At 63.7% G+C, this 19,970-nt stretch carries 24 protein-coding genes and 1 tRNA gene; 15 read left to right on the top strand and 10 right to left on the bottom strand.

Features of this window, described 5'->3' with window-relative positions:
* Positions 1-30: 30 nt before the first annotated feature.
* Entirely contained in the window at positions 31-597 is a 567-nt protein-coding gene (locus HGI46_RS04670; RefSeq protein WP_168903293.1) for a copper chaperone PCu(A)C, read from the top strand.
* Entirely contained in the window at positions 594-1,088 is a 495-nt protein-coding gene (locus HGI46_RS04665) for a vgr related protein (RefSeq protein ID WP_346766672.1), read from the top strand. Before HGI46_RS04670 ends, HGI46_RS04665 begins: the two co-directional genes overlap by 4 nt.
* Here HGI46_RS04665 and HGI46_RS04660 read toward each other — a convergent pair whose 3' ends face one another.
* Complete coding sequence (locus HGI46_RS04660; RefSeq protein WP_039331092.1) at positions 1,089-1,349, bottom strand: YMGG-like glycine zipper-containing protein; 261 nt, start codon at positions 1,347-1,349, stop codon at positions 1,089-1,091.
* Between the two features lie 165 nt (positions 1,350-1,514).
* Here HGI46_RS04660 and HGI46_RS04655 point away from each other — a divergent pair, with 165 nt between their 5' ends.
* Positions 1,515-2,192: an isochorismatase family cysteine hydrolase gene (locus tag HGI46_RS04655; protein ID WP_118073945.1), complete on the top strand. Its 678-nt coding sequence runs from the start codon at positions 1,515-1,517 to the stop codon at positions 2,190-2,192.
* Positions 2,193-2,335: 143 nt separating this feature from the next.
* Here the strand turns inward: HGI46_RS04655 and grpE are convergent, their stop codons facing one another.
* Both grpE and hrcA read right to left on the bottom strand, forming a co-directional pair.
* A complete protein-coding gene (gene grpE / locus HGI46_RS04650; protein ID WP_118073946.1) occupies positions 2,336-2,896 on the bottom strand; it encodes a nucleotide exchange factor GrpE in 561 nt (186 codons plus the stop codon).
* Positions 2,893-3,957, bottom strand: coding sequence for a heat-inducible transcriptional repressor HrcA (hrcA, locus tag HGI46_RS04645; protein WP_168903476.1), 1,065 nt, complete (start codon positions 3,955-3,957; stop codon positions 2,893-2,895). The genes grpE and hrcA overlap by 4 nt, the downstream gene beginning before the upstream one ends.
* 78 nt (positions 3,958-4,035) lie before the next feature.
* Here hrcA and rph point away from each other — a divergent pair, with 78 nt between their 5' ends.
* Genes rph through HGI46_RS04625 form a run of 4 tightly spaced genes read left to right on the top strand, consistent with a single transcriptional unit; the run spans position 4,036 to position 7,477 of the window.
* Positions 4,036-4,752: a ribonuclease PH gene (gene rph, locus HGI46_RS04640; protein ID WP_168903292.1), complete on the top strand. Its 717-nt coding sequence runs from the start codon at positions 4,036-4,038 to the stop codon at positions 4,750-4,752.
* On the top strand, positions 4,752-5,426 hold the full coding sequence (rdgB, locus tag HGI46_RS04635) for an RdgB/HAM1 family non-canonical purine NTP pyrophosphatase (protein WP_168903291.1): 675 nt from the start codon (positions 4,752-4,754) through the stop codon (positions 5,424-5,426). The genes rph and rdgB overlap by 1 nt, the downstream gene beginning before the upstream one ends.
* A gap of 9 nt (positions 5,427-5,435) precedes the next feature.
* Positions 5,436-6,587 carry a radical SAM family heme chaperone HemW gene (gene hemW / locus HGI46_RS04630; protein WP_168903290.1) on the top strand — a complete coding sequence of 384 codons (1,152 nt, stop codon included), beginning with the start codon at positions 5,436-5,438 and terminating at the stop codon, positions 6,585-6,587.
* A complete protein-coding gene (locus HGI46_RS04625) occupies positions 6,584-7,477 on the top strand; it encodes a tyrosine recombinase XerC (RefSeq protein ID WP_168903289.1) in 894 nt (297 codons plus the stop codon). Before hemW ends, HGI46_RS04625 begins: the two co-directional genes overlap by 4 nt.
* A gap of 19 nt (positions 7,478-7,496) precedes the next feature.
* Here the strand turns inward: HGI46_RS04625 and HGI46_RS04620 are convergent, their stop codons facing one another.
* The 4 genes from HGI46_RS04620 to HGI46_RS04605 form a co-directional block, all read right to left on the bottom strand.
* On the bottom strand, positions 7,497-8,237 hold the full coding sequence (locus HGI46_RS04620) for a hypothetical protein (protein WP_168903288.1): 741 nt from the start codon (positions 8,235-8,237) through the stop codon (positions 7,497-7,499).
* Positions 8,238-8,325: 88 nt separating this feature from the next.
* The gene (locus HGI46_RS04615; protein ID WP_240344940.1) at positions 8,326-9,651 is read right to left on the bottom strand and encodes a HAMP domain-containing sensor histidine kinase; all 1,326 of its coding nucleotides are present in this window, start codon (positions 9,649-9,651) and stop codon (positions 8,326-8,328) included.
* 82 nt (positions 9,652-9,733) lie between these two features.
* Positions 9,734-10,411 (bottom strand): response regulator transcription factor, encoded by a 678-nt coding sequence (locus HGI46_RS04610; RefSeq protein WP_039331476.1) that lies wholly within the window; start codon positions 10,409-10,411, stop codon positions 9,734-9,736.
* A 115-nt stretch (positions 10,412-10,526) separates the two neighbouring features.
* Positions 10,527-10,823 carry a PepSY domain-containing protein gene (locus HGI46_RS04605; protein WP_062344478.1) on the bottom strand — a complete coding sequence of 99 codons (297 nt, stop codon included), beginning with the start codon at positions 10,821-10,823 and terminating at the stop codon, positions 10,527-10,529.
* A 111-nt stretch (positions 10,824-10,934) separates the two neighbouring features.
* Here HGI46_RS04605 and HGI46_RS04600 point away from each other — a divergent pair, with 111 nt between their 5' ends.
* From HGI46_RS04600 to HGI46_RS04590, 3 genes are all read left to right on the top strand, one after another.
* On the top strand, positions 10,935-12,737 hold the full coding sequence (locus HGI46_RS04600; protein WP_168903287.1) for an ATP-binding cassette domain-containing protein: 1,803 nt from the start codon (positions 10,935-10,937) through the stop codon (positions 12,735-12,737).
* A 97-nt stretch (positions 12,738-12,834) separates the two neighbouring features.
* A complete protein-coding gene (locus HGI46_RS04595) occupies positions 12,835-13,407 on the top strand; it encodes a helix-turn-helix transcriptional regulator (protein ID WP_118073953.1) in 573 nt (190 codons plus the stop codon).
* Between the two features lies 1 nt (position 13,408).
* Positions 13,409-14,596 (top strand): glycosyltransferase, encoded by a 1,188-nt coding sequence (locus HGI46_RS04590; RefSeq protein ID WP_168903286.1) that lies wholly within the window; start codon positions 13,409-13,411, stop codon positions 14,594-14,596.
* A 35-nt stretch (positions 14,597-14,631) separates the two neighbouring features.
* Here the strand turns inward: HGI46_RS04590 and secF are convergent, their stop codons facing one another.
* Genes secF through yajC form a run of 3 tightly spaced genes read right to left on the bottom strand, consistent with a single transcriptional unit; the run spans position 14,632 to position 17,589 of the window.
* Positions 14,632-15,609, bottom strand: coding sequence for a protein translocase subunit SecF (gene secF, locus HGI46_RS04585; protein ID WP_168903285.1), 978 nt, complete (start codon positions 15,607-15,609; stop codon positions 14,632-14,634).
* A 15-nt stretch (positions 15,610-15,624) separates the two neighbouring features.
* Positions 15,625-17,232, bottom strand: a complete 1,608-nt coding sequence (gene secD / locus HGI46_RS04580) for a protein translocase subunit SecD (RefSeq protein ID WP_168903284.1) — start codon at positions 17,230-17,232, stop codon at positions 15,625-15,627.
* A 27-nt stretch (positions 17,233-17,259) separates the two neighbouring features.
* Positions 17,260-17,589 carry a preprotein translocase subunit YajC gene (gene yajC, locus HGI46_RS04575; protein ID WP_168903283.1) on the bottom strand — a complete coding sequence of 110 codons (330 nt, stop codon included), beginning with the start codon at positions 17,587-17,589 and terminating at the stop codon, positions 17,260-17,262.
* Between the two features lie 228 nt (positions 17,590-17,817).
* Here yajC and HGI46_RS04570 point away from each other — a divergent pair.
* The 5 genes from HGI46_RS04570 (at position 17,818) to accB (ending at position 19,965) form a co-directional block, all read left to right on the top strand.
* Positions 17,818-17,894, top strand: a tRNA-Pro gene (locus tag HGI46_RS04570).
* Positions 17,895-18,010: 116 nt separating this feature from the next.
* A complete protein-coding gene (locus tag HGI46_RS04565; protein WP_168903282.1) occupies positions 18,011-18,424 on the top strand; it encodes a holin family protein in 414 nt (137 codons plus the stop codon).
* A 54-nt stretch (positions 18,425-18,478) separates the two neighbouring features.
* Positions 18,479-18,847 carry a hypothetical protein gene (locus HGI46_RS04560; protein ID WP_168903281.1) on the top strand — a complete coding sequence of 123 codons (369 nt, stop codon included), beginning with the start codon at positions 18,479-18,481 and terminating at the stop codon, positions 18,845-18,847.
* A gap of 75 nt (positions 18,848-18,922) precedes the next feature.
* Positions 18,923-19,375: a type II 3-dehydroquinate dehydratase gene (gene aroQ, locus HGI46_RS04555; protein ID WP_039331122.1), complete on the top strand. Its 453-nt coding sequence runs from the start codon at positions 18,923-18,925 to the stop codon at positions 19,373-19,375.
* Between the two features lie 101 nt (positions 19,376-19,476).
* A complete protein-coding gene (gene accB, locus HGI46_RS04550) occupies positions 19,477-19,965 on the top strand; it encodes an acetyl-CoA carboxylase biotin carboxyl carrier protein (RefSeq protein WP_168903280.1) in 489 nt (162 codons plus the stop codon).
* Positions 19,966-19,970: the final 5 nt, after the last annotated feature.

The raw sequence follows: 19,970 nt of genomic DNA, 5'->3' as shown, positions 1-19,970 counted from the left end.
GACACATATTGGCAACAGGAGTCGCCCTTCATGCGCAAGCTTGCAATCATTGGACTTTCCGCCCTCGCCCTTTCGCTTGGCGCCTGCGGCCAGAAGGCGGAAGATCCGGCGGCTCAGGCCAGCAGCAGCGCCGCAGCCGGGCCGGAAAACGCCCCCGGCGTCACCGTGACCGACGCGATGGTCCGCCTGCCCGCAGTGCCGGGTACACCGGGCGCGGCCTACTTCACCGTTTCGCAGGGCAGCGGCGCCCCGCGCAAGATCGTCTCGGTCTATGTCGAAGGCGCCCAGCGCGCCGAAATGCACGAAACCGTTACGAAAAATGACATTTCCTCGATGCAGCAGGTCAAGGACGTGGCAATCGAAGCGGGCAAGAGCGCCGCGTTCAAACCGGGCGGCCTGCACGTGATGCTGTTCGACGTGTCAGACACGCTCAAGGTTGGCACCACCACGGAACTCACCATCACGCTCGACAATGGCGACAAGGTGAGCGTGCCCGCCAAGGTCGAAGCGCTTGGCGGAGCGAACGGCGATGACGCGATGGAAGGCATGGATCATTCCGGCCATGACATGAGCGGTCATGACATGAGCAAGATGTGAGAAGTGAAGGCGCTCCCTGCCCACCCGGTGGGGAGCGCGCGCTGACGGCGGGCGAATGCGCCCTCGTCGCCGAAGTTTTCGGTGCGGCCATAGACACAGCACCGGTACGCATCCGCCGCCGCCGCTGGTTTCCATTCCAGCCGACAGGCACGGTCATGGCGCCGATGGGCCACCTCCACTTCGCTGCCGCCAGCCCGCATTACGAACACGATTTCGCAAAAGCTTCACTGCCTGCGCAAAGCCTGTTCATTCATGAGATGGTTCATGTCTGGCAAGCGCAGAAACGTGGCCGCTGGTGGCTGCCGCTGATGCGTCACCCGTTCTGTCGCTACAGCTACACCTACGATCCCGGCCGCCCGTTTGAGCGCTACGGTATCGAACAGCAGGCCGAGCTTGTCCGCCACTGGTTCATGGCAAAACGGGGCGCACCGTCACCGGTCGCCCCGCCATTGCCAGCGCTCCAAGCGCTGGTGCCGTTCAGCCCCGCTTGATCAGCAGCGGACTTCGTATTCGCGACCGTAGCGGTCGACCTGATAGCAGCGGTTGTCACGCTTCCTGATCTGCGAACCGCCCACCGCGCCAACTGCACCGCCGATGGCGGCACCCTGCACGACGTCGCCGCCGGTCGCCGCGCCAATGCCCGCACCAACCGCGGCACCAACGGCAGCGCCCTCGCCCGCATAGTTGCGTGCGCAGCCGCCCAGCGTGACGGCCGAACCCATGATAAGCGATGCAATGATGATCTTGCGCATAATCTATCTCCGTTTCCCGGAGACGACGCGCCGGTCATCTTCGCGTTCCACGCCTTGCGATGAAGCGTTGGATCCAGCGTTTCTCCTGCCGAAATCTTCAAAGCCTGTTGAGGACAGTCAAGACGACAGCAGGCAGAATGGCCTGCAGCAGGAGACCTGACCGCCATGCCCCATGCCGTAGATCATCGCGACATCCTCGCCCGCTTTGCCGCCACGCGCGGCGGTGATGGCAATATCTTCCACGATATCGATCCCACCCGGCTCGCCCATATCGTGGTCGACATGCAGAACGGTTTCATGGAGAAAGGCGCGCCGGTGGAAGTGCCGATGGCCCGTACCATCGTCGACAACATCAACCGCATCAGCACCGCAGTTCGTACCAGCGGCGGCCACAACGTGTTCCTGCGCTACACTACGCCGCCCGATGGCGGCCCAAGCTGGTCAAACTTCATGGTTCGCATGGGCGCCAGTGCGCAAGGCCACCAAGAGGCGTTCACGCCCGGCAACCACGGCTGGCAGCTCTGGCCGACACTCGACGTGAGCGAGGCAGACACCGTAATCGACAAGCACCGCTTCAGCGGCTTCACCCCCGGCACCTGCACGCTCAATGAAGCCCTGAAGGCAAAGGGCATCGACATCGTGCTGATCACCGGCACGCTCACCAACTGCTGCTGCGAAAGCACCGCCCGCGACGCGATGCAGCACAACTACCGCGTGATCATGATCGCAGATGCCAACGCCGCCCTGTCAGACGAGGAACACGCCGCCACCCTGCACAACATGGCGTTCGTGTTTGCCGATCTTTACTCGACTGATGAGGTCGTCGATTTGCTGGAGGCGTAGCACCAATCCACACGCGAATGGCGCCCGGCCTTCGCCGGGGTGACAATCATTTGCCCGATAGGTCTTCGTCGCCCCGGCGAAGGCCGGGGCCCATGAACTATCGCCGTCGCATCGTTACCCGCGAAAGCGCCGAACCGTCAAAATCAGTCCGGCTTCTTCGCCACCGCCACCATCGCCGGACGCAGCAGACGGTCCTTGATCATGTAGCCGGCCTGCAACTCCGAAATCACTGTGCCCGGCTCGGCATCGGCCGAGGGCATCTCGATCATCGCTTGGTGCTGATGCGGGTCGAGCGGCAGGCCCATCGCCGCGATGCGCGTGATGCCGTGGCTGCCGAAGACCTTCTCGATCTCGCGCCCCGTGGCTTCGAGGCCGGCGACGAGGTTCTTGAACTTGTCGTCCTCGCGCAGGTCCGCCGGGATCGATTCCAGAGCGCGCGCAAGATTGTCGGCCACCGAGAGGATATCGCGGGCAAAGCCGGTCGCGGCATAGGCGCGGGCATCGGCCACGTCCTTCTCCATGCGGCGGCGGACGTTCTGCGTCTCTGCCTTGGCATAAAGTACGTCCTGCTTGGCCGCCTCAAGCTCTTCGCGGAGCTTGGCTGCTTCATCGCTGGCGGAAGTCTGGTCGATCATGTCCTCGGGCACACCCTTCAGTTCCGCCTCGACTTCAGCGTCAGTGGGGCGCGTCTCGTTATCGCTCATTTTCTCGAAAATCCGTCTTGTCCGATGAATCTGCCCAGCGTCTGGGCGGTGAAATCAACCATGGGGACGACGCGCGCATAATTCAACCGCGTTGGGCCGATCACGCCGACTACGCCGACCACCCGCCCCTCGCTGTCGCGCCATGGCGAGGCGATGACCGAAGAGCCCGAAAGCGAGAACAGACGGTTCTCGCTGCCAATGAAGATGCGCGTCGCCTGCGCCTCGCGCGCGGCATCGAGCACCCGCGCAATCGCCTCGGCGCTCTCCAGCTCGTCGAGTAACTGACGCACGCGTTCGATATCGCTGAGTGCTGCCTCGTCGAGCAGGTTCGCCTGCCCGCGCACGACCATGACCGGCCGCGCCGCCGCATCCTGCGTCCACACCACCAGCCCGCGCTGCACCAGATCGGCACTTGCGGCATCGAGCGCGGAACGCCCGCCCGCAATCTCCGCCCGCACCACACCAGACGCCTCGCCCAAAGTGCGCCCCTGCAAGCGGCTCGTCAGGTAATTGCCCGCCTGCTCCAGCACCGAGGCGCCGACCGGCTCAGGCAGGTCGATCACCCGGTTCTCGATCCCACCATCCTCGCTGACCAGCACGGCCAGCGCGCGCACCGGCGATAAGGGCACGAACGAGATCTGCACCAGCCGAGGCTCGCGCTTGGGCACCATTACCACCGCAGCCCCCGCCGAAAGCTCGGACAATGCCGAACTCGCCGCCGCCAGCGCATTCTCGATGGTTCCGCCATGCGCCAGCCCACGCTCGATCTGCGCACGCTCGGCTACGGTCGGCTCAGCCACCTGCATGATCCCGTCAACGAAGAGCCTCAAGCCCACCTCGGTCGGCATCCGCCCGGCGCTGGTATGCGGAGCGGCGAGCAATCCGGCATCCTGCAACTCCTGCAGCACCGACCGGATCGAAGCGGGCGACAGATTGACGCCCCCCGGCCCCGCCAGCGACTTCGAGCCCATCGGCTGCCCGCTGGCGATATACCCCTCCACGACGAGACGAAAAATCTCGCGTGCGCGGTCGGTCAGGTCAGTAAGCGTTGGTCCGGACATCATCACCATTCTATTTACTGCTCTTGCAGGCTCAAGGCCAATGCGCCAGAGGCCATGCAAACTCTTGAGGGAAATTCCATGAGACCTTCCGGCCGTGCGCCCGATGAAATGCGCCCCATCGTCATTGAAACCGCCTTCACCAAGCATGCCGAGGGCTCGGTCCTGATCTGCTTCGGCGATACCAAGGTGCTCGTCACTGCCTCGGTCGAGGAGCGCGTGCCGCCGTTCCTGCGCGGCAAGGGCGAAGGCTGGGTCACGGCGGAATACTCGATGCTCCCCCGCGCCACCCACACCCGTGGCAGCCGCGAAGCCGCCAAGGGCAAGCAGTCGGGCCGCACCCAGGAGATCCAGCGCCTGATCGGCCGCTCCCTGCGCGCGGTCACCGATCTCAAGAAGCTGGGCGAACGGCAGATCACCCTGGACTGCGACGTGATCCAGGCCGACGGCGGCACCCGCACCGCCTCGATCTCGGGCGCCTGGGTCGCCCTGCGCCTCGCCGTCCAGAAGCTGCTCGATAGCGGCGCGATCAAGGAAGACCCGCTGACCGAAAAGGTCGCCGCGATCTCCTGCGGCATCGTGGGTGGCCAGCCGGTGCTCGACCTTGACTACATCGAGGATTCCTCGGCCGATGCCGACGCCAACTTCGTCCTGATCGAAGGCGGCAAGATCGCCGAGGCACAGGCCACCGCCGAAGGTGCGACCTACGACGAGGAAGGCCTCCTGCGCCTCCTCCGCCTCGCCCGCATCGGCTGCAATGAAATCTTCGCGGCGCAGGAAAAGGCGGTGCGCGGCTGATGTCTTCGCCCCGTCTCGGCACCGGCAAGCTGGTCATCGCCACGCACAACGCCGGAAAGCTCAAGGAAATTCAGGCCCTTCTCGCTCCTTACGGGATCGAGTGCCTGTCCGCCGGCGCGCTCGGCCTGCCGGAGCCTGCCGAGACGGGGACGACCTTCATCGAGAACGCGCTGATCAAGGCGCGGGCGGCGGCGGAGGCTTCACAGATCCCCGCCCTAGCGGACGACTCCGGCTTGTGCGTCGATGCTCTTGGCGGTGCGCCGGGGGTCTATACGGCGGACTGGGCCGAGGCGGACAGGTTCGAGGGTGGCCCCGGTCGCGACTGGTACATGGCGATGGGCAAGGTTGAGGGTAAGCTTGCCGGAGTCGAGGCCGAGTTCGCGAGAGTTGCGGCAGAGTCCGGGGAGAGTCCGCGAGAGTTGGAAAGGGGCTGCCACTTCGCCTGCGTGCTCGCCATCGCCTGGCCCGATGGCTCCCACGCCGTCTACGAAGGCCGCGCACACGGCACTTTGACGTGGCCTCCGCGCGGCACGCTGGGCTTCGGATATGACCCGGTGTTCGTGCCGGTGGGCGATACCCGCACCTTCGCCGAACTCGATCCGGAAGAGAAGCACGCCATCAGCCACCGCGCCGATGCCTTCGCAAAGCTGGTGGCGGATCAGTTTTCCGCCTAAGGCAGGCGCATGGCGCTAGCCCTCTACATCCACTGGCCTTTCTGCCTCGCAAAGTGCCCCTACTGCGACTTCAACAGCCACGTGCGCGAGCGGACGGACATGTCTGCATGGGAAGCCGCGCTGCTGGCCGACATGCGCCATGAAGCGCAGTTGACGCCGGGCCGGAAGCTGACCTCGATCTTCTTCGGTGGGGGCACGCCCTCGCTGATGCCGCCGGCGCTGGTCGAAGCGCTGCTGCGCGAGGCCGAAGCACTGTGGGGCTTTGCGCCCGAAATCGAGATCACGCTGGAGGCCAACCCGAGTTCGGTCGAGGCGGCAAATTTTGCTGCGCTCGCAAGCGCCGGGATCAACCGTGTTTCGCTCGGCCTGCAGGCGCTCGACGACAAGGCACTGAAGTTTCTTGGCCGCCTGCATGGAGTCACGGAGAGCCTTGCTGCACTGGACCTTGCGCAGTCGCATTTCAGCCGCGTCAGTTTCGACCTGATCTATGCGCGGCCGGAACAGACGCCAGAGCAATGGGAGGCTGAACTTCGACGCGCGCTGGGCTTCGGCACCGGACACCTCAGCCTCTACCAGTTGACCATCGAGCCCGGCACCCGCTTCGCCACGCTGGTGCGCGAAGGGAAATTGACTCCGCTCGACGACGATCAGGCCGCAGACCTGTTCACCCTCACCCGTGACATCACGGCAGCCGCCGGTCTTCCCGCCTACGAGACCAGCAACCACGCTCGCCCGGGCGAGGAAAGCCGCCACAACCTCACTTACTGGCGCTATCAGGACTATGTCGGCATCGGCCCCGGCGCGCATGGCCGCAGGCTCGGCGCTGCGACGGTGCGGCACAAGAAGCCCGAGAACTTCCTCCGCGCGGTAAGCGGGCATGGCCATGGCATTGCCGAGGAACACCAGTTGATCCCCTCTGATCAGGCGATGGAAGCGGTGCTTATGGGCCTGCGCCTGACCGAGGGCATTGCCCCGGCCGCCCTCGCTGGTCGGTTCGGCTTGGCTGCAACCGCCCTGATCGACCCTGCCAAGCGCGACTTCTACCTGCGGATCGGCCATCTCGCGCAGGATGGCGACCGTCTGCGCGTGACCGAACAGGGGGCGCCACTGCTCGAAGCGCTGCTGGCAGAGCTGGTGCCCGCCACGCTGCTAAGCGCATGATCACGGCCGAGTTCCTGGAGGCGTGGCACAACCACCTGGCCTTGGGCCGGCGGCGCTCACCCCATACCGTGCGCGCCTATGGCGCAACCGTCGCGCGCCTGCTCCATGCCCTGCCGGAAGGCCAAAGCTGGACCACGCTCGCCCGCATCGACGCCACGACCTTGCGCAACCATCTGGCGGAGCGCCGTGCCGATGGCCTCGGCAATGTCTCGGCGGCGCGCGAGCTCTCGGCGCTCAAGTCCTTCATCGCCTTTGCCCGCGAGCAGGCTGGCGAAGCTGACACCAGCCGCCCACGATTGCGCGGTCCGCGCGTCAAGAAGGGCTTGCCGCGCCCAGTAACGCCGGATGAAGCCGTCAATCTTGCCGAAGTGGTTGCCGACGACGCCAGCGTACCGTGGATCGCCGCGCGCGACCGCGCCGTCCTGCTCCTGCTCTATGGTGCGGGAATGCGCATAGCCGAAGCGCTGGCGCTGCCCGCGTCGGCCTTGCCGCTGGGCGAAGCTGTCGTGATCACCGGCAAGGGTGGCCGCCAGCGGGTCGTACCGCTGCTGCCGATCGTGCGCGAGGGTGTTGCGGACTACGTGGCGCAATGCCCTTGGCCGCTTGCCAAGGATGAACCGCTGTTTCGCGGCGCCAAGGGCGGACCGCTGGCGCAAGGCATGGTGCAACGTGCGGTAGCGAGGGCGCGCACCGCGCTCGGCTTGCCCGCCACGGCGACACCGCATGCCCTGCGCCACTCCTTCGCCACGCACCTGCTGAGCGCCGGGGCAGACTTGCGCTCATTGCAGGAACTGCTCGGCCACGCGAGCCTGTCGTCAACGCAGATCTACACCCGCGTCGATGCAGCAACGCTTCTGGACGTTTACAGGAATGCCCATCCAAGGGCGTGAACGACGACGTCCTGCCGGACTACTTTTTGCCCGCCTTGTCGTCCTTGAGCTTCTTGTCGGCCCATTCGATGAAATCCTTGGCGAAAGCCTCGCGCAGTTCGGCCTTGGCCGCCTCCACGTTTTCCGGCGTCTTGGGCGGGAAAACTTCGAGCGGATTCTTCACTGCGCCGATGGAGATGACCGGCGCGCCACCCTTGCTGAAATCGCGGAACTGCGTGCCGACGAGCAGGTTGCTGCCGTACATCATCGCCTTGAAGTAGAAGACGCTGAGCAGGACGAATTCTGCGTAGCAGGGGTTGGTGGACGAGGTTATGCGCCGTCCCGCCTTGAGATCGGCGTTGAGCAACTTGACCTTGGCCTTGAGCTCAGGATCGGCCTTGACCGCTTCATTGGATGGCGTCGGTGGCTCGATGATCACCTTCCAGTCCTGAACGCCAAGGCGGGCGCGGTAATTGATCTTCTCAAGCTCGGCCAACTGGATATCCGGACCGAGATAGTCCTTCATCAGGCTGTTGACCGAAGCGACCTTGTTCTTGTGGACTTCCTGGTCAGCCACCGCCCCGACAATGCCGAAGCCAGACAACAAGCCGCTGTTGAAGCCAATGTAGTTCTCGGTCGGGAAGACGTGGAGTTCGCACTCCTGCTTTGCTGCAGGCTCAACCGACGCGGCAGCCGTTGAAGCCGTGCCATCCTGCGCCATGGCCACTTGTCCTTGCGCCAGACACAGCGCAGCCAACGCCAAACCAAAGCCTGCCTTCATTTACCTGCCCCCTGCTTACGGCCCGAGCGCCGCCCCGCTGATCGGATCGGACATTTGGACCATTTTGGCAAGAGTGCTGCGAAAGCGGTTATTTCATGGTGATCGAACGCGGCAAGCGCAGGACCGAAAGCAACCCGCCGAGGTCTTCGCTTTCCTTGAGCTCGACGCTTCCGCCGTAGATTTCGGCAACGTCCCGCACGATCGCAAGGCCCAAGCCGGTGCCGGGCTTGCCGGTATCGAGCCGGGCACCGCGGTCGAAGATACGGGTGCGCGCCTCCTCGGGGATGCCCATGCCGTCGTCCTCCACCCAGATCTCGCAGAATTTGGGATCCGTCGGCGCGGCATCGACGGTGATGAACACGGACCCGCCGCCATACTTGGCTGCGTTCTCGATCAGGTTTCCGAGGATCTCGTCAAGGTCCTGCCGCTCGATCGATACTTCGGCCGAGCGGTTGCCGTCCATGTCGAAGCGCACCTGCGGGTAGAGCCGAACGACCGCGCGCTCCACCGCCTCGGCGCTTTCCCACACCTGTGCGCGCGACATGCCGACGGCGCGGCGACCGACAGCACGGGCGCGGGCCAGGTGGTGGTCAACCTGGCGGCGCATGACCGCAGCTTCGCGGATCACTGTATCGGCCAGATCATCGGCCTTGGCGGTTGCCGCGTTCATCACCACGGTGAGCGGCGTCTTCAGCGCATGGGCGAGATTGCCGGCGTGGGTGCGGGCTTCCTCGGCTTGCCGCTCGGAATGTTCGAGCAGGGCATTGAGTTCGACCACCAGCGGCTGGACTTCAAGCGGCAACGGGTCCGTCACCCGGCTTGCCCCGCCCTCACGCATCCGCGCAATGGCAAGGCGCACGCGGCGCAAGGGGCCAAGGCCGTAGAAGGTCTGCAAGCCCGCCATCGTGAACAGCCCGAGGCCAAGCGCAAGGAACGACCAGATCAAGATCGAGCGGATGCGCCGAATCTGCGCGTCGATCTCGCCTCGGCTGGCGGCGACCTGAAACTCCCACAGCGTATTGGCGCCCGGTAGGATGACGGAGCGCTTGATGATGCGCAGGCGTTCACCCTCGAACTGGTCGCTGTCATCGATCTTCGGTTCGACGTAGTTCTGATCGGGATCGGTGCGGAGTGAACGGTCCCACAGCGAGCGCGAGGGGAAGTCTTCGTGGCCCTGCCCGGAAATTTGCCAGTACAGGCCGCTGTTCGGTTCAAGGAAGCGCTGGTCGCCGAGGGGGCGGTTGAAAAACACCTCGCCGTCAGGGCCGATCTCGGCCGAGGCGACCATTGCGGTCAACATGTAGCCAAGCTGCTCGTCGAAATTGCGGGTGACGAGACCGGTCAGTGTCTGGTCAAGCGCGAGACCGCCGCCGAGCAGGAGGACACTGATCCAGCCTGCCGCGATGAGCAACATGCGCCGCGCCAGCGAGCCGGTATGCGGCGCTGGCTGCGGCGTGTCGTTGCTACCCTTCTCCGGCACCTATTGCCTGCGCAGATTACCCACGTCCGGGTTCAGCCGGATCGTCGAGGCTGTAGCCAAGGCCGCGGATCGTGGTAATCACGTCGGGGCCGAGCTTCTTGCGGATGCGGGTGACGAAGACTTCGATCGTGTTGGAATCGCGGTCGAAATCCTGATCGTAGATGTGTTCGATCAGTTCGGTACGGCTTACGACCTTGCCCTTGTGATGCAGCAGGTAGGACAGGAGCTTGTACTCCTGCGCCGTCAGCTTGACCGGCTCACCGTTGAGCGTGACGCGGCCCGAACGCGTATCGAGACGCACGTCGCCGGCGGTGAGTTCAGACGAGGAATTGCCCGAGGCACGGCGGATCAGCGCGCGCAGGCGGGCGATCAGTTCCTCGGTCTGGAAGGGCTTGGCCAGGTAGTCATCGGCACCGGCATCGAGGCCGGCGACCTTGTCGGACCAGCTGTCGCGGGCGGTGAGGACGAGCACCGGGAACTTGCGCCCCTCCTTGCGCCACATGCCGAGCACAGTCAGGCCGTCAATCTCGGGCAGGCCTAGGTCGAGGATGACCGCGTCATACTCTTCGGTCGAGCCCATGAAGTGCCCGTCTTCGCCATCGACCGAAAGATCGACGGCATAGCCGTTCTGTTCGAGCGTGTTCTTGAGCTGCTTGCCGAGAGTGGGTTCGTCCTCGACGATCAGAATGCGCATCACTTGCCCCTTGTTGCGCGCGTTTGCGGCGCGGTAACCTGAACGGCTAGATGGGGCGTGAAACCTGAACGGTCAAGGAACTGGCGAGAAAGCCTGCGTTCACCCGCTGTTTCGATTAGCGGCTCTCGCCAAGCACCTGCCCTGTGCGGGCATCGACATCCACGAAGACAACGCGACCGTCGCGGATGAACTTCAGGCGATAGACCATCGCCGAAGGATCGTACTCCGGGCCGAGGTACTGCATGCCCGGCTTGGTCGGCAGCACGCGGCGTTCGATGTCACGCAGCGAGCGGACGTTGCCGGCGCGAAGATCGCGGCGCGCCTCGTTCTGCTCGTCAGGCCGCTGCTGGGCGTGCGACGTTACGGGCAGGAGGGCCAGCGATGCGGCAAGGAGGGCAATGGCGCGGTTCATGATGTGCGCATGCATAAGCCGAGGGCATTGAACAAGCGGTGAATGCGAAGCCGCGTTATCGTTCAGCGTCGGGCGTTGCGCGAGGGCAACGGTGCGGCTAAGCGGCAGGCCATGGCGGCACCGATACTCAGCTGGGAAGGCCTCGGCCTTGTCCAGGGCAATGGCTGGCTCTTCCGGGATCTCGACATCCATATCCAGCAGCGCGACCGGCTTGCGCTGATCGGGCGCAACGGCGCGGGCAAGACGACGCTGCTCAAGCTGTTGGGCGGACAAGTTGATGCCGACAAAGGCACGCGCTCGATCCAGCCGGGGACGAAGATCGTCACGCTTGAGCAGGACCCGTTCTTCACCGGCTTCGATACGCTGATGGACTTTGCCCTTTCGGGTAAGGACGCCCCGCCCCGGCATGAAGTGGAATCGATTGCCGGGCAGCTCGGGATCGACATGACCCGCAAGGCCGACAGCGCCAGCGGCGGTGAACGCCGTCGCGCTGCGCTGGCCCGCGCACTGGCGAGTGAGCCGGACCTCCTGCTGCTCGACGAACCCACCAACCACCTCGATCTTGCCGCGATCGACTGGCTGGAAGACTGGCTGCAGCGCTATCGCGGGGCCTTCGTGGTCATCAGCCATGACCGCACTTTCCTCGAGCGGCTGACCAAGGCAACACTGTGGCTCGACCGGGGCTCGCTGCGCCGGAAGGATATCGGCTTCGGCGGATACGAGGCGTGGATGGAACAGGTCTATGCCGAGGAAGCGCGCGCTGCCGACAAGCTTGACGCCAAGCTGAAGATCGAAGCGCATTGGCTGGAGCGCGGGGTCACGGCGCGGCGCAAGCGCAACATGGGACGGCTGGAAAAGCTTTACGAGATGCGCGAACAGCGGGCGGCGATGCTGTCTCCGCAGGGCACCGCGAAGCTGGCCATCGCCAGTGACGACGCCAAGAGCAAGGCGGTGATCGTTGCCGACCACGTCAACAAGTCGTTCGGCGATCGCGCCATCGTCAAGGATTTCACGTTGCGCATCACGCGCAAGGACCGCATCGGCGTGGTCGGGTCGAACGGCGCGGGCAAGACGACGCTACTCAAGCTGCTGACCGGTGAACTGGAGCCGGACAGCGGGACGATCACGCTTGCCAAGACGCTGCAGGGTATCATGATCGACCAGCAGCGTAGCCTGATGGCACCGGACAAGCGCGTGCGCGACGTGCTGGCCGATGGTAGCGACTGGATCGACGTGCGCGGCGTCCGCAAGCACATTCAGGGCTATCTCAAGGACTTCCTGTTCGATCCGGGGCTGGTCGAAGCGCGCATCGGCACGCTTTCGGGCGGTGAGCGCTCGCGCCTGCTGCTGGCTCGTGAGTTCGCGCGCTTTTCGAACCTGCTGGTTCTCGACGAGCCGACCAACGATCTCGACCTCGAGACGCTCGATCTCTTGCAGGAAGTGATTTCGGACTACGACGGCACGGTGCTGATCGTCAGCCATGATCGTGACTTCCTCGACCGAACCGTGACGATCACGCTGGGCATGGATGGCACAGGCAAGGTCGATATCGTTGCCGGCGGCTATGCCGATTGGGAAAAGATCCGCAAGCAGAGGCAAGCGGGCAAGCCGGCTGCCCGGTCCGCAGGGGTGGACAAGCCGGAAGCGGCAGCGCCCCCACCCCCGCCTGCCCAGCCTGCGAAAAAGGGCAAGCTTTCGTACAAGGATCAGCGCGACTACGAGTTGCTGCCCAAGCGCATCGAGGACCTCGACGCGGCGATTGCGCGAGGCGAAGCGCAACTGGCCGATCCCGATCTTTATGCCAAGGACCCCAAGAAATTCGATGCCCTGATGGCTGCGCTGGAAAAGGTCCGGGCGGAGAAGGATGCGGCCGAGGAGCGTTGGCTGGAACTGGCGGAGATGGTCGAGGGGTGAAGTCCCTACGCGCAAAGCCCTTGCTTCGTCCTGCAGTTTGTAGGTAAGCAAAAAATCACCGTTACGGTTAAGACGGTCACGAACAGGGGTCGCGCGCATGATCAACCGAATCCGCGATATTCGCCGACAGAAGGGCATGACGCTGGCCGATGTGGCTGCGCGCTGCGATCCACCGACCACCGCGCAGACGATCGGCCGCCTTGAGACCGGCACGCGCAGCCTGTCGCTGACGTGGATGAACCGCATCGGCGCCGCACTCGGAGTCGAGCCGCAATTGCTGGTCAAGGCCGAGGAGGATACCCCCACCCATCTCGTCGCCCGGCTTGGACCCAATGGCGCCGAAGCCCTCGCCAAACCGATGGACGCCATCCTTCCGGTAGCGCTCGACGGTTCTGCACGCCTCCTCGCGCTGTCCGTTGAGGCGAGCGCTGGCGAGTATCGTGCAGGCGATCAGGTCTGGCTGCGCCAGATCGATCCGGACGACTTCGCCCGCGCCTTCAACCGCGATGTCCTCGCGCCACGCACTGCCGGTAGGTTCGCATTCGGCCGCTTGATCGATCAGCGTGACGGGCGGGTTGCCCTGCTTCCGCCGGGGCCAGGCCAAAGACAGGTCGTGATCGATCGGCCGGCATGGCTTGGCGTTGCCGAAATGCTCGTGCGCAAACTTTGACGTGAGGCGCCTCCTCTCGATCTCCACGCTCTATCCTGCAACGGGCCGTCCCGGCTTCGGCCGCTTTGTCAGCCGTCAGATGCAAGCCCTGGCCGAACGGGGGGACTGGGAGGTCACGGTCGTCAATCCGATTGGCATTCCACCAGTGCCGATGAAGCGTTACGCAACGCTTAAAGGCGTGCCGGAAGTGCAGGAACAGGGCGCGGTCACGATCCATCACCCGCGGTTTCTCCTGATTCCCGGCCTGTCCGGACCGATCAACCCGGCGCTGATCGCCCACGCGGTCCTGCCGCTGGCAAAACGACTTCATGCCGAGCAGCCCTTCGACATGATCGATGCGCAGTTCTTCTATCCTGACGGACCTGCCGCAGCCAAAGTCGCGCGCGCACTTGAAGTGCCGCTGGCCATAAAAGCGCGCGGATCGGACATCCATCTGTGGGGACAGCGGTCATGGCCGCGCCGCCAGATGATAGAAGCCGCACGGCAATCGTCCGTGCTGCTTTCCGTTTCCCAGGCTTTGGCAAACGACATGATCGCGCTGGGCATGCCCGCTGACCGTATCAAGGTCCACTACACGGGCCTCGACCGATCGCGCTTCCGCCCGCTTGAGCGCCAGGCGGCGCGGCAACTGGTATCGGCCTTGCCGTCCCTCCAGATCTGGTCAGAGGGCCGTCTGCTGCTGTGCGTTGGCGCGCTGATTGCGATCAAGGGACAGGCCCTGGCAATCCGCGCGATGACATTGCTGCCGGATGATGTCCGACTGGCCATTGCCGGCACCGGCGCGGATGAAACCGTCCTGAAGCGGCTGGTTCAGCAACTCGGTCTCGAATCGCGGGTCCATTTCCTCGATTCTGTGGAACACGACATCCTTCCGCATTTGCTGTGCGCTGCCGATGCCATGGTACTGCCATCTGAACGCGAAGGGCTGGCCAATGCCTGGATCGAATCGCTCGCATGTGGAACGCCTGTCGTGATCCCCGACATCGGCGGCGCGCGTGAGGTGGTCGCCGATAGCAGCGCCGGGCGGATTGCGGACCGCACTCCGGAAGCCATCGCCGAAGCAGTGAACGAGCTGCTTCAGGCTCCACCCACGCAGGATGCGGTTGCGGCAAATGCTGTGCGGTTCAGCTGGGAAGCCAATGCCAGTGCGCTCGCCGCCATGTACGCAGAAGCGGCGGCGAAGCGCTAAGCTTCACCGCCGCCGAATTGTTGGTCTGCGCTGGATCAAACGCCTTCGCGCGCGATCCGCTCCTGCTTTTCCAGCGCCGTTTCAGTCGGCACGAAGCTGTTCGGGTTGACCTTCAGCCAGATCAGGATCGGCGCTGCCATGTAGATCGAGCTGTAGGTGCCGACGAAGATGCCGAGCGTGATGGCCGCGGTGAAGCCGAAGATCACGTCGGGGCCCTGCAGCAGCAACGCCACCAGCGTGATCAGCATCGACAGCGAGGTCACGATCGTGCGGTGCAGCGTCTCGTTGACCGAAAGGTCGAGCAGTTCCGGCATCGGCATCCGGCGATACTTCTTCATGTTCTCGCGGATGCGGTCATAGACCACGATCGTATCGTTCAGCGAATAGCCGATCAGCGTCAGGAGCGCGGCCACGATGTTCAGGTCGAACTCCATGCCGGTCACGGCAAAGAGGCCTAGCGTCAAGGTTACGTCGTGAACCAGCGCGAACAGTGCGCCCACGCCGAACTGCCATTCGAAGCGCAACCAGATGTAGGCTGCCACCGCCAGCGATGCCAGGCCAAGCGCCTTGAACGCGTCCCAACCCAGTTCCTTGGAGACCTTGCCCGAGACCGAATCGACGCCATCGATGCGCGCATCGGCGTGGTTCTTCTTGATGTCTGCGGTAATGGTGCGGGCCATCTTGTCGGCAAGCGCCGCTTCCTGGCCTGCGCCTTCCGGCAGCTTCATGCGGATCGAGATTTCGTTGGGCTTGCCGTAGCGCTGGATGATCGGCTCACCGTATCCGAGCTTGGCGACTTCCTCGCGCAATTCGCCGACTGGAGCTTCGGCACTGCGTTCGAACGTCACGCGGATCATCTGGCCGCCGATGAAATCGACGCCGAGATTGAGACCCTTGGTCAGCACCAGACCCCACGATGCCGCCATCAGGATAATGCTGATGACGTAGAACGGCACGCGCCACTTGAGGAAATGGATGTTGGTGTTGTCGGGTACGAGCTTGAGGAGTTTCATCGGTCTGTCCTCCTCTTAAAGGGCAATGTCGGTGGGACGGGCGCGACGAAGCCACTGTGCGACCCACATGCGCGTAAGGGTGACGGCGGTGAACACCGATGTCGCGATACCGATCATCAGAACCACCGCAAAGCCCTTCACCGGCCCCGAACCGAAGGCAAACATCAGCACGGCGGCAATGACGTTGGTGATATTGGCGTCGAAGATCGCGCGGCTGGCTTCCTTGTAGCCCAGCTCCACCGCCTGGACGACCTTGCGCCCACGGTGTCGTTCTTCACGGATGCGTTCGTTGATGAGCACGTTGGCGTCTACCGCGGCACCGATAGTCAGCACGAAGCCGGCGATGCCCGGCAGCGTCAGAGTGGTGCCAATGATGCCCATGATACCGAGGATCATGATCACGTTGATGATCACGGCGAGGTTCGCATAGACGCCAAAGCGGCCGTAGGTGACGAGGATGAAAACGGCGAGCGCAAGCGTGCCAACACCCATCGCGATTGCGCCCTTGCGGATCGAATCCGCACCGAGGTCAGGTCCGACGGTACGCTCTTCCACAACCTTCAGATCCACCGGCAGCGCGCCCGAACGCAGTGAGATGGCCAATGCATTGGCGCTTTCGGTGGTAAAGCGGCCCGAGATAATCGCGCTGCCCCCGAGGATCGGTTCATTGATCGTCGGCGCGGAAAGGACCTTGCCGTCGAGGATGATGGCAAACTGCTTTCCGACGTTCTGCGTTGTCAGCTTCGCGAACTTTGCGCCACCATCAGTGTTGAAGGTGATGTTGACGACGGGCTCGTTGGTCTGCTGGTTGTTTGTCTGCTGCGCGTTGGTCAGCTGATCGCCGCGGATGCCACCGAGGCGCTTTACTGCGATCGATGGTACGCCGCCCCCCTCTGCGGCACTTACGAACGGCACGATCTCGCTGCCCGGAGGCGCGATGCCTTGCGCCACGTCCGACGGCAGCGCCGAAGTGTCGACCAGCTTGAACTCGAGCTTGGCGGTCTGCCCCAGCAGGTTCTTGAGCGCCTGCGGGTCTTGCAGGCCGGGAACCTGCACGACGATGCGCGTCGGGCCGGAGCGGATGATCGTCGGCTCCTTGGTGCCGAGGGCGTCGATACGCTTGCGCACGACTTCGACGGCCGTGTCCATCGCCTGCGTCACAGCCTGCTGGACACCGGCATCGGTCGGCTTCAAGACGAAGCGGTTGCCATCGACGACGTTGATGTCCCAATCGCGCTGGCCGGTAAGCCCAGCGCCGTTGGTCAGTGGCAGGACCGCTTCGCGCACCGCATCGACCTGCGAGGCATCGGCAACAACGAACGTCAGCGCGCCATCGCGGTTCGAAATGTCGCTGATGCGAATGTCTTTTCCATCCTGCTTCAGCTTGTTGCGGACAGATTCCTCCATGCCTTCGATGCGCTGCTGGCGCACCTGGGCAGGATCGGCTTCGAGCAGGATATGGCTGCCACCCGCAAGGTCGAGCCCGAGGTTGACCTTGGGTTCGGGGAGCGACGTCGGCCAATTCAGGCCCATGGTAGCAGTAAGCGACGGGATCGCGGCAGCAACGCAAACCAGCGTTATCAGCCAAAGCCAGATCACCTTCCAGCGCGGAAATTCGAGCATGGGCGTTCAGCCTTCAGGAAAGTGAGATCAGTCGTTCGTAGGCGAGGAGCCGACAGGCGGCACGATGTCGCCGATGGTGGCGCGCACGGCCTTGACGCGGACGTTCGGGCCGAGTTCGAGTTCCACGTAATGATCATCGAGCTTGATGACCTTGCCGATCAGCCCACCGGCAGTAACGACCATGTCGCCCTTCTTCATCGCGGCAATCTTGGCCTTGTGCTCCTTCTGCTGGCGCATCTGCGGGCGCAGGATCAGGAACCAGAAGATGAAGCCCATCGCCACCAGCGGCATGAAGGTCATCCAGGCAGGCGGCTGACCGGCATTGGCGGCGGCGGCGGAAAGAGTGCTCAGCATCATGGGTCCGTTTCTGGGATCGCAAGGCAGGGATTACAACCGGAGCGACTGCGGTTTACCCGCTTTTCGTTGCTCCGGCATGGACAAGCGGCGCGGTTAGCAGTTTGAATTGCGCAAGGCAATCTGAGGCGCTGGCAGAGCGCCTCGGCACGCCGCAGCCGGTCCCCCTAACCTTTCGCCAATCTCGTGCTTGCCATCCTGAAAAGTGCTGCCTATAGGCGCGCTTCCGGTCGGGACGTAGCGCAGCCTGGTAGCGCATCACACTGGGGGTGTGGGGGTCGGAGGTTCGAATCCTCTCGTCCCGACCAATTCAAAAGGCCCGCGAAGCGCTTTGCGCTCGCGGGCCTTTTTGCTGTGTTCATTTTCCTACACCGCGCCTTGTGGTTATATGTCCCTGCGTCCCATAACTCGGAAGGACGCAAGCATGGCAAACTCCGAAGCCCTGATTTCATCAGTCTCCGCAATCATCGACAAGATCATCCCCGATGCCGGCCTGCGCGATCAGGCAAAGCTCGAACTGCTTCGCCTTGAGAGCGCACGAGAATTCAAGCCACTGAAAACCCGCATTTCGGCGATTCTCGCAGAATCCAGTGCTAACGATCCCTGGACTCGGAGAGCGCGCCCCGGCTTTCTCTATGTAATGTATGCGGTGATCCTGTGGGCCCTGCCCATGGGCCTGCTGGCCGGATTCAATCCACTAGCTGCACAGGCGATCATGACTGCGACGAGCGCCTATCTCAAGGGACTGCCCGAACCGCTCTACGCTTTGTTCGCCACCGGCTATCTTGGCTATACTGCTGCGCGGCAGTGGGGGAAGGCCCGGGGAACCGACCGCTGAAAGCGCAACACCTTGGTTAGTTTCTGGTAACCTCCGCCTGATATGGAAGCAGGCATGAGATCGAGGTTGGACCGCTTATCATCGCAATCGCTGGCCGCAGGCAGGCTCTCGCCGCTTGTGGCCGGCCTCGCGCCGCTCGGCTTGATCCTTGCGCTTGGCGGATGCGGATCATCTGACAACGAAAAGCTTGAGGCACGGTTGGCAGCGCTCGAAGCCAAGGCAGACGCGGCCGAAAAGCGCTCGCGGCAAGCCTTGAGCATGGCGGCGACGAACAATCCCGCCCCGGTTGTCGAGAGCGGGACGACCGACAGCTTCGGCGAGCCCTCATCGTCGGACGAAGTCACCGATGGCTCGGCTGACAGCGCGATATACGAAAACACCATCGAGGCACCAGCCGGACCACCGATCGCTCCCGGCTTTTAAAGGGCGTCCCCCTCTGGCCCTTGCGACTTTGCATGCAACGTCTATCACGGCAGGCATTCGCGTTCGGGGGATCTGATGACACAAGCTTCCGGCCAAGGCACAACTGTTTACGTGCTCAACGGCCCCAACCTCAACCTGCTCGGTCTGCGCGAGCCGGAAATCTACGGTTCGCAGACACTGGATGACATTGCGGGCATGCTGGAAGACCGTGGCCGTGAGCTCGGCCTCGAGATCGACATGCGCCAGTCGAACCATGAAGGCCACCTGATTGACTGGCTGCACGAGGCCCAGGCCGAAGGCGTAAAGGCTGTGCTGCTCAATGCCGGCGCCTATACCCATACCTCCGTGGCGATCCATGATGCGATCAAGTCGATCAAGGTGCCGGTAATCGAGGTTCACCTGTCCAACCCGCACAAGCGCGAGGCATTCCGCCACCATTCCTATGTCGGCATGGCAGCGCTTGGGACTGTCTGCGGCTTCGGCGCAAACAGCTACCTTGCGGCATTGGATGCCGTTTCGCGCCTTTGAAACGGGCGTTTTTCCACTTTCACTGATCGCTGCCACTTGCCAGTCCATCGTCTTGGGGGCATGGCGCGCGGTCAGAATTCTTACCCCGCGAGGAAATTCAAATGGGTCACGAACGCGGCGACAAGGCCGAAAACATGGCGATCGACGGCAAGCTTGTGCGCGAACTGGCAGAGCTTCTTGCCGAAACCGGACTTTCTGAAATCGAAGTCGAGGATGGCGAGCGCAAGATCCGCGTCGCCCGTCAGCTGACGGCTGCGCCTGTCGCTCAGGTTGCGGTTGCGGCTCCGGCTCCGGTGGCTGCCCCTGCTGCGGCAGCGGCACCCGCTGCGCCCGCCGCGGCTCCGGCAGACGACCATGCCAACGCCGTGAAGTCGCCCATGGTCGGCACCTGCTACCTCGCCGCCGAACCGGGCGCACCGAACTTCGCCTCGGTTGGCCAGACTGTGAAGGCAGGTGACACCCTGCTGATCATCGAGGCGATGAAGGTAATGAACCCGATCACTGCCCCTGCCGCTGGCGTGGTCAAGGCGATCCTGGTCGAGAACGCGCAGCCGGTCGAGTTCGACCAGCCGCTGGTCGTGATCGCGTAAAGGTC

The organism is Novosphingobium sp. ERW19, assembly GCF_012641315.1.
Classification (GTDB): domain Bacteria; phylum Pseudomonadota; class Alphaproteobacteria; order Sphingomonadales; family Sphingomonadaceae; genus Novosphingobium.
The sequence above is the reverse complement of the archived record's forward strand: the minus strand, read 5'-3'. Positions and strand labels throughout refer to the sequence as shown.

What these genes read in the sequence shown, in the direction of transcription:
- HGI46_RS04560 (WP_168903281.1), top strand. Translation starts at nt 18,479, where the DNA reads ATGAGATCGAGGTTGGACCGCTTATCATCGCAATCGCTGGCCGCAGGC.
- hrcA (WP_168903476.1), bottom strand. Translation starts at nt 3,957, where the DNA reads ATGTCCGGACCAACGCTTACTGACCTGACCGACCGCGCACGCGAGATT.
- yajC (WP_168903283.1), bottom strand. Translation starts at nt 17,589, where the DNA reads ATGATGCTGAGCACTCTTTCCGCCGCCGCCGCCAATGCCGGTCAGCCG.
- accB (WP_168903280.1), top strand. Translation starts at nt 19,477, where the DNA reads ATGGGTCACGAACGCGGCGACAAGGCCGAAAACATGGCGATCGACGGC.
- secD (WP_168903284.1), bottom strand. Translation starts at nt 17,232, where the DNA reads ATGCTCGAATTTCCGCGCTGGAAGGTGATCTGGCTTTGGCTGATAACG.
- rdgB (WP_168903291.1), top strand. Translation starts at nt 4,752, where the DNA reads ATGTCTTCGCCCCGTCTCGGCACCGGCAAGCTGGTCATCGCCACGCAC.
- grpE (WP_118073946.1), bottom strand. Translation starts at nt 2,896, where the DNA reads ATGAGCGATAACGAGACGCGCCCCACTGACGCTGAAGTCGAGGCGGAA.
- HGI46_RS04670 (WP_168903293.1), top strand. Translation starts at nt 31, where the DNA reads ATGCGCAAGCTTGCAATCATTGGACTTTCCGCCCTCGCCCTTTCGCTT.
- secF (WP_168903285.1), bottom strand. Translation starts at nt 15,609, where the DNA reads ATGAAACTCCTCAAGCTCGTACCCGACAACACCAACATCCATTTCCTC.
- rph (WP_168903292.1), top strand. Translation starts at nt 4,036, where the DNA reads ATGAGACCTTCCGGCCGTGCGCCCGATGAAATGCGCCCCATCGTCATT.
- HGI46_RS04595 (WP_118073953.1), top strand. Translation starts at nt 12,835, where the DNA reads ATGATCAACCGAATCCGCGATATTCGCCGACAGAAGGGCATGACGCTG.
- HGI46_RS04615 (WP_240344940.1), bottom strand. Translation starts at nt 9,651, where the DNA reads ATGTTGCTCATCGCGGCAGGCTGGATCAGTGTCCTCCTGCTCGGCGGC.
- HGI46_RS04625 (WP_168903289.1), top strand. Translation starts at nt 6,584, where the DNA reads ATGATCACGGCCGAGTTCCTGGAGGCGTGGCACAACCACCTGGCCTTG.
- HGI46_RS04610 (WP_039331476.1), bottom strand. Translation starts at nt 10,411, where the DNA reads ATGCGCATTCTGATCGTCGAGGACGAACCCACTCTCGGCAAGCAGCTC.
- HGI46_RS04600 (WP_168903287.1), top strand. Translation starts at nt 10,935, where the DNA reads ATGGCGGCACCGATACTCAGCTGGGAAGGCCTCGGCCTTGTCCAGGGC.
- HGI46_RS04605 (WP_062344478.1), bottom strand. Translation starts at nt 10,823, where the DNA reads ATGAACCGCGCCATTGCCCTCCTTGCCGCATCGCTGGCCCTCCTGCCC.
- HGI46_RS04655 (WP_118073945.1), top strand. Translation starts at nt 1,515, where the DNA reads ATGCCCCATGCCGTAGATCATCGCGACATCCTCGCCCGCTTTGCCGCC.
- hemW (WP_168903290.1), top strand. Translation starts at nt 5,436, where the DNA reads ATGGCGCTAGCCCTCTACATCCACTGGCCTTTCTGCCTCGCAAAGTGC.
- HGI46_RS04620 (WP_168903288.1), bottom strand. Translation starts at nt 8,237, where the DNA reads ATGAAGGCAGGCTTTGGTTTGGCGTTGGCTGCGCTGTGTCTGGCGCAA.
- HGI46_RS04660 (WP_039331092.1), bottom strand. Translation starts at nt 1,349, where the DNA reads ATGCGCAAGATCATCATTGCATCGCTTATCATGGGTTCGGCCGTCACG.
- HGI46_RS04565 (WP_168903282.1), top strand. Translation starts at nt 18,011, where the DNA reads ATGGCAAACTCCGAAGCCCTGATTTCATCAGTCTCCGCAATCATCGAC.
- aroQ (WP_039331122.1), top strand. Translation starts at nt 18,923, where the DNA reads ATGACACAAGCTTCCGGCCAAGGCACAACTGTTTACGTGCTCAACGGC.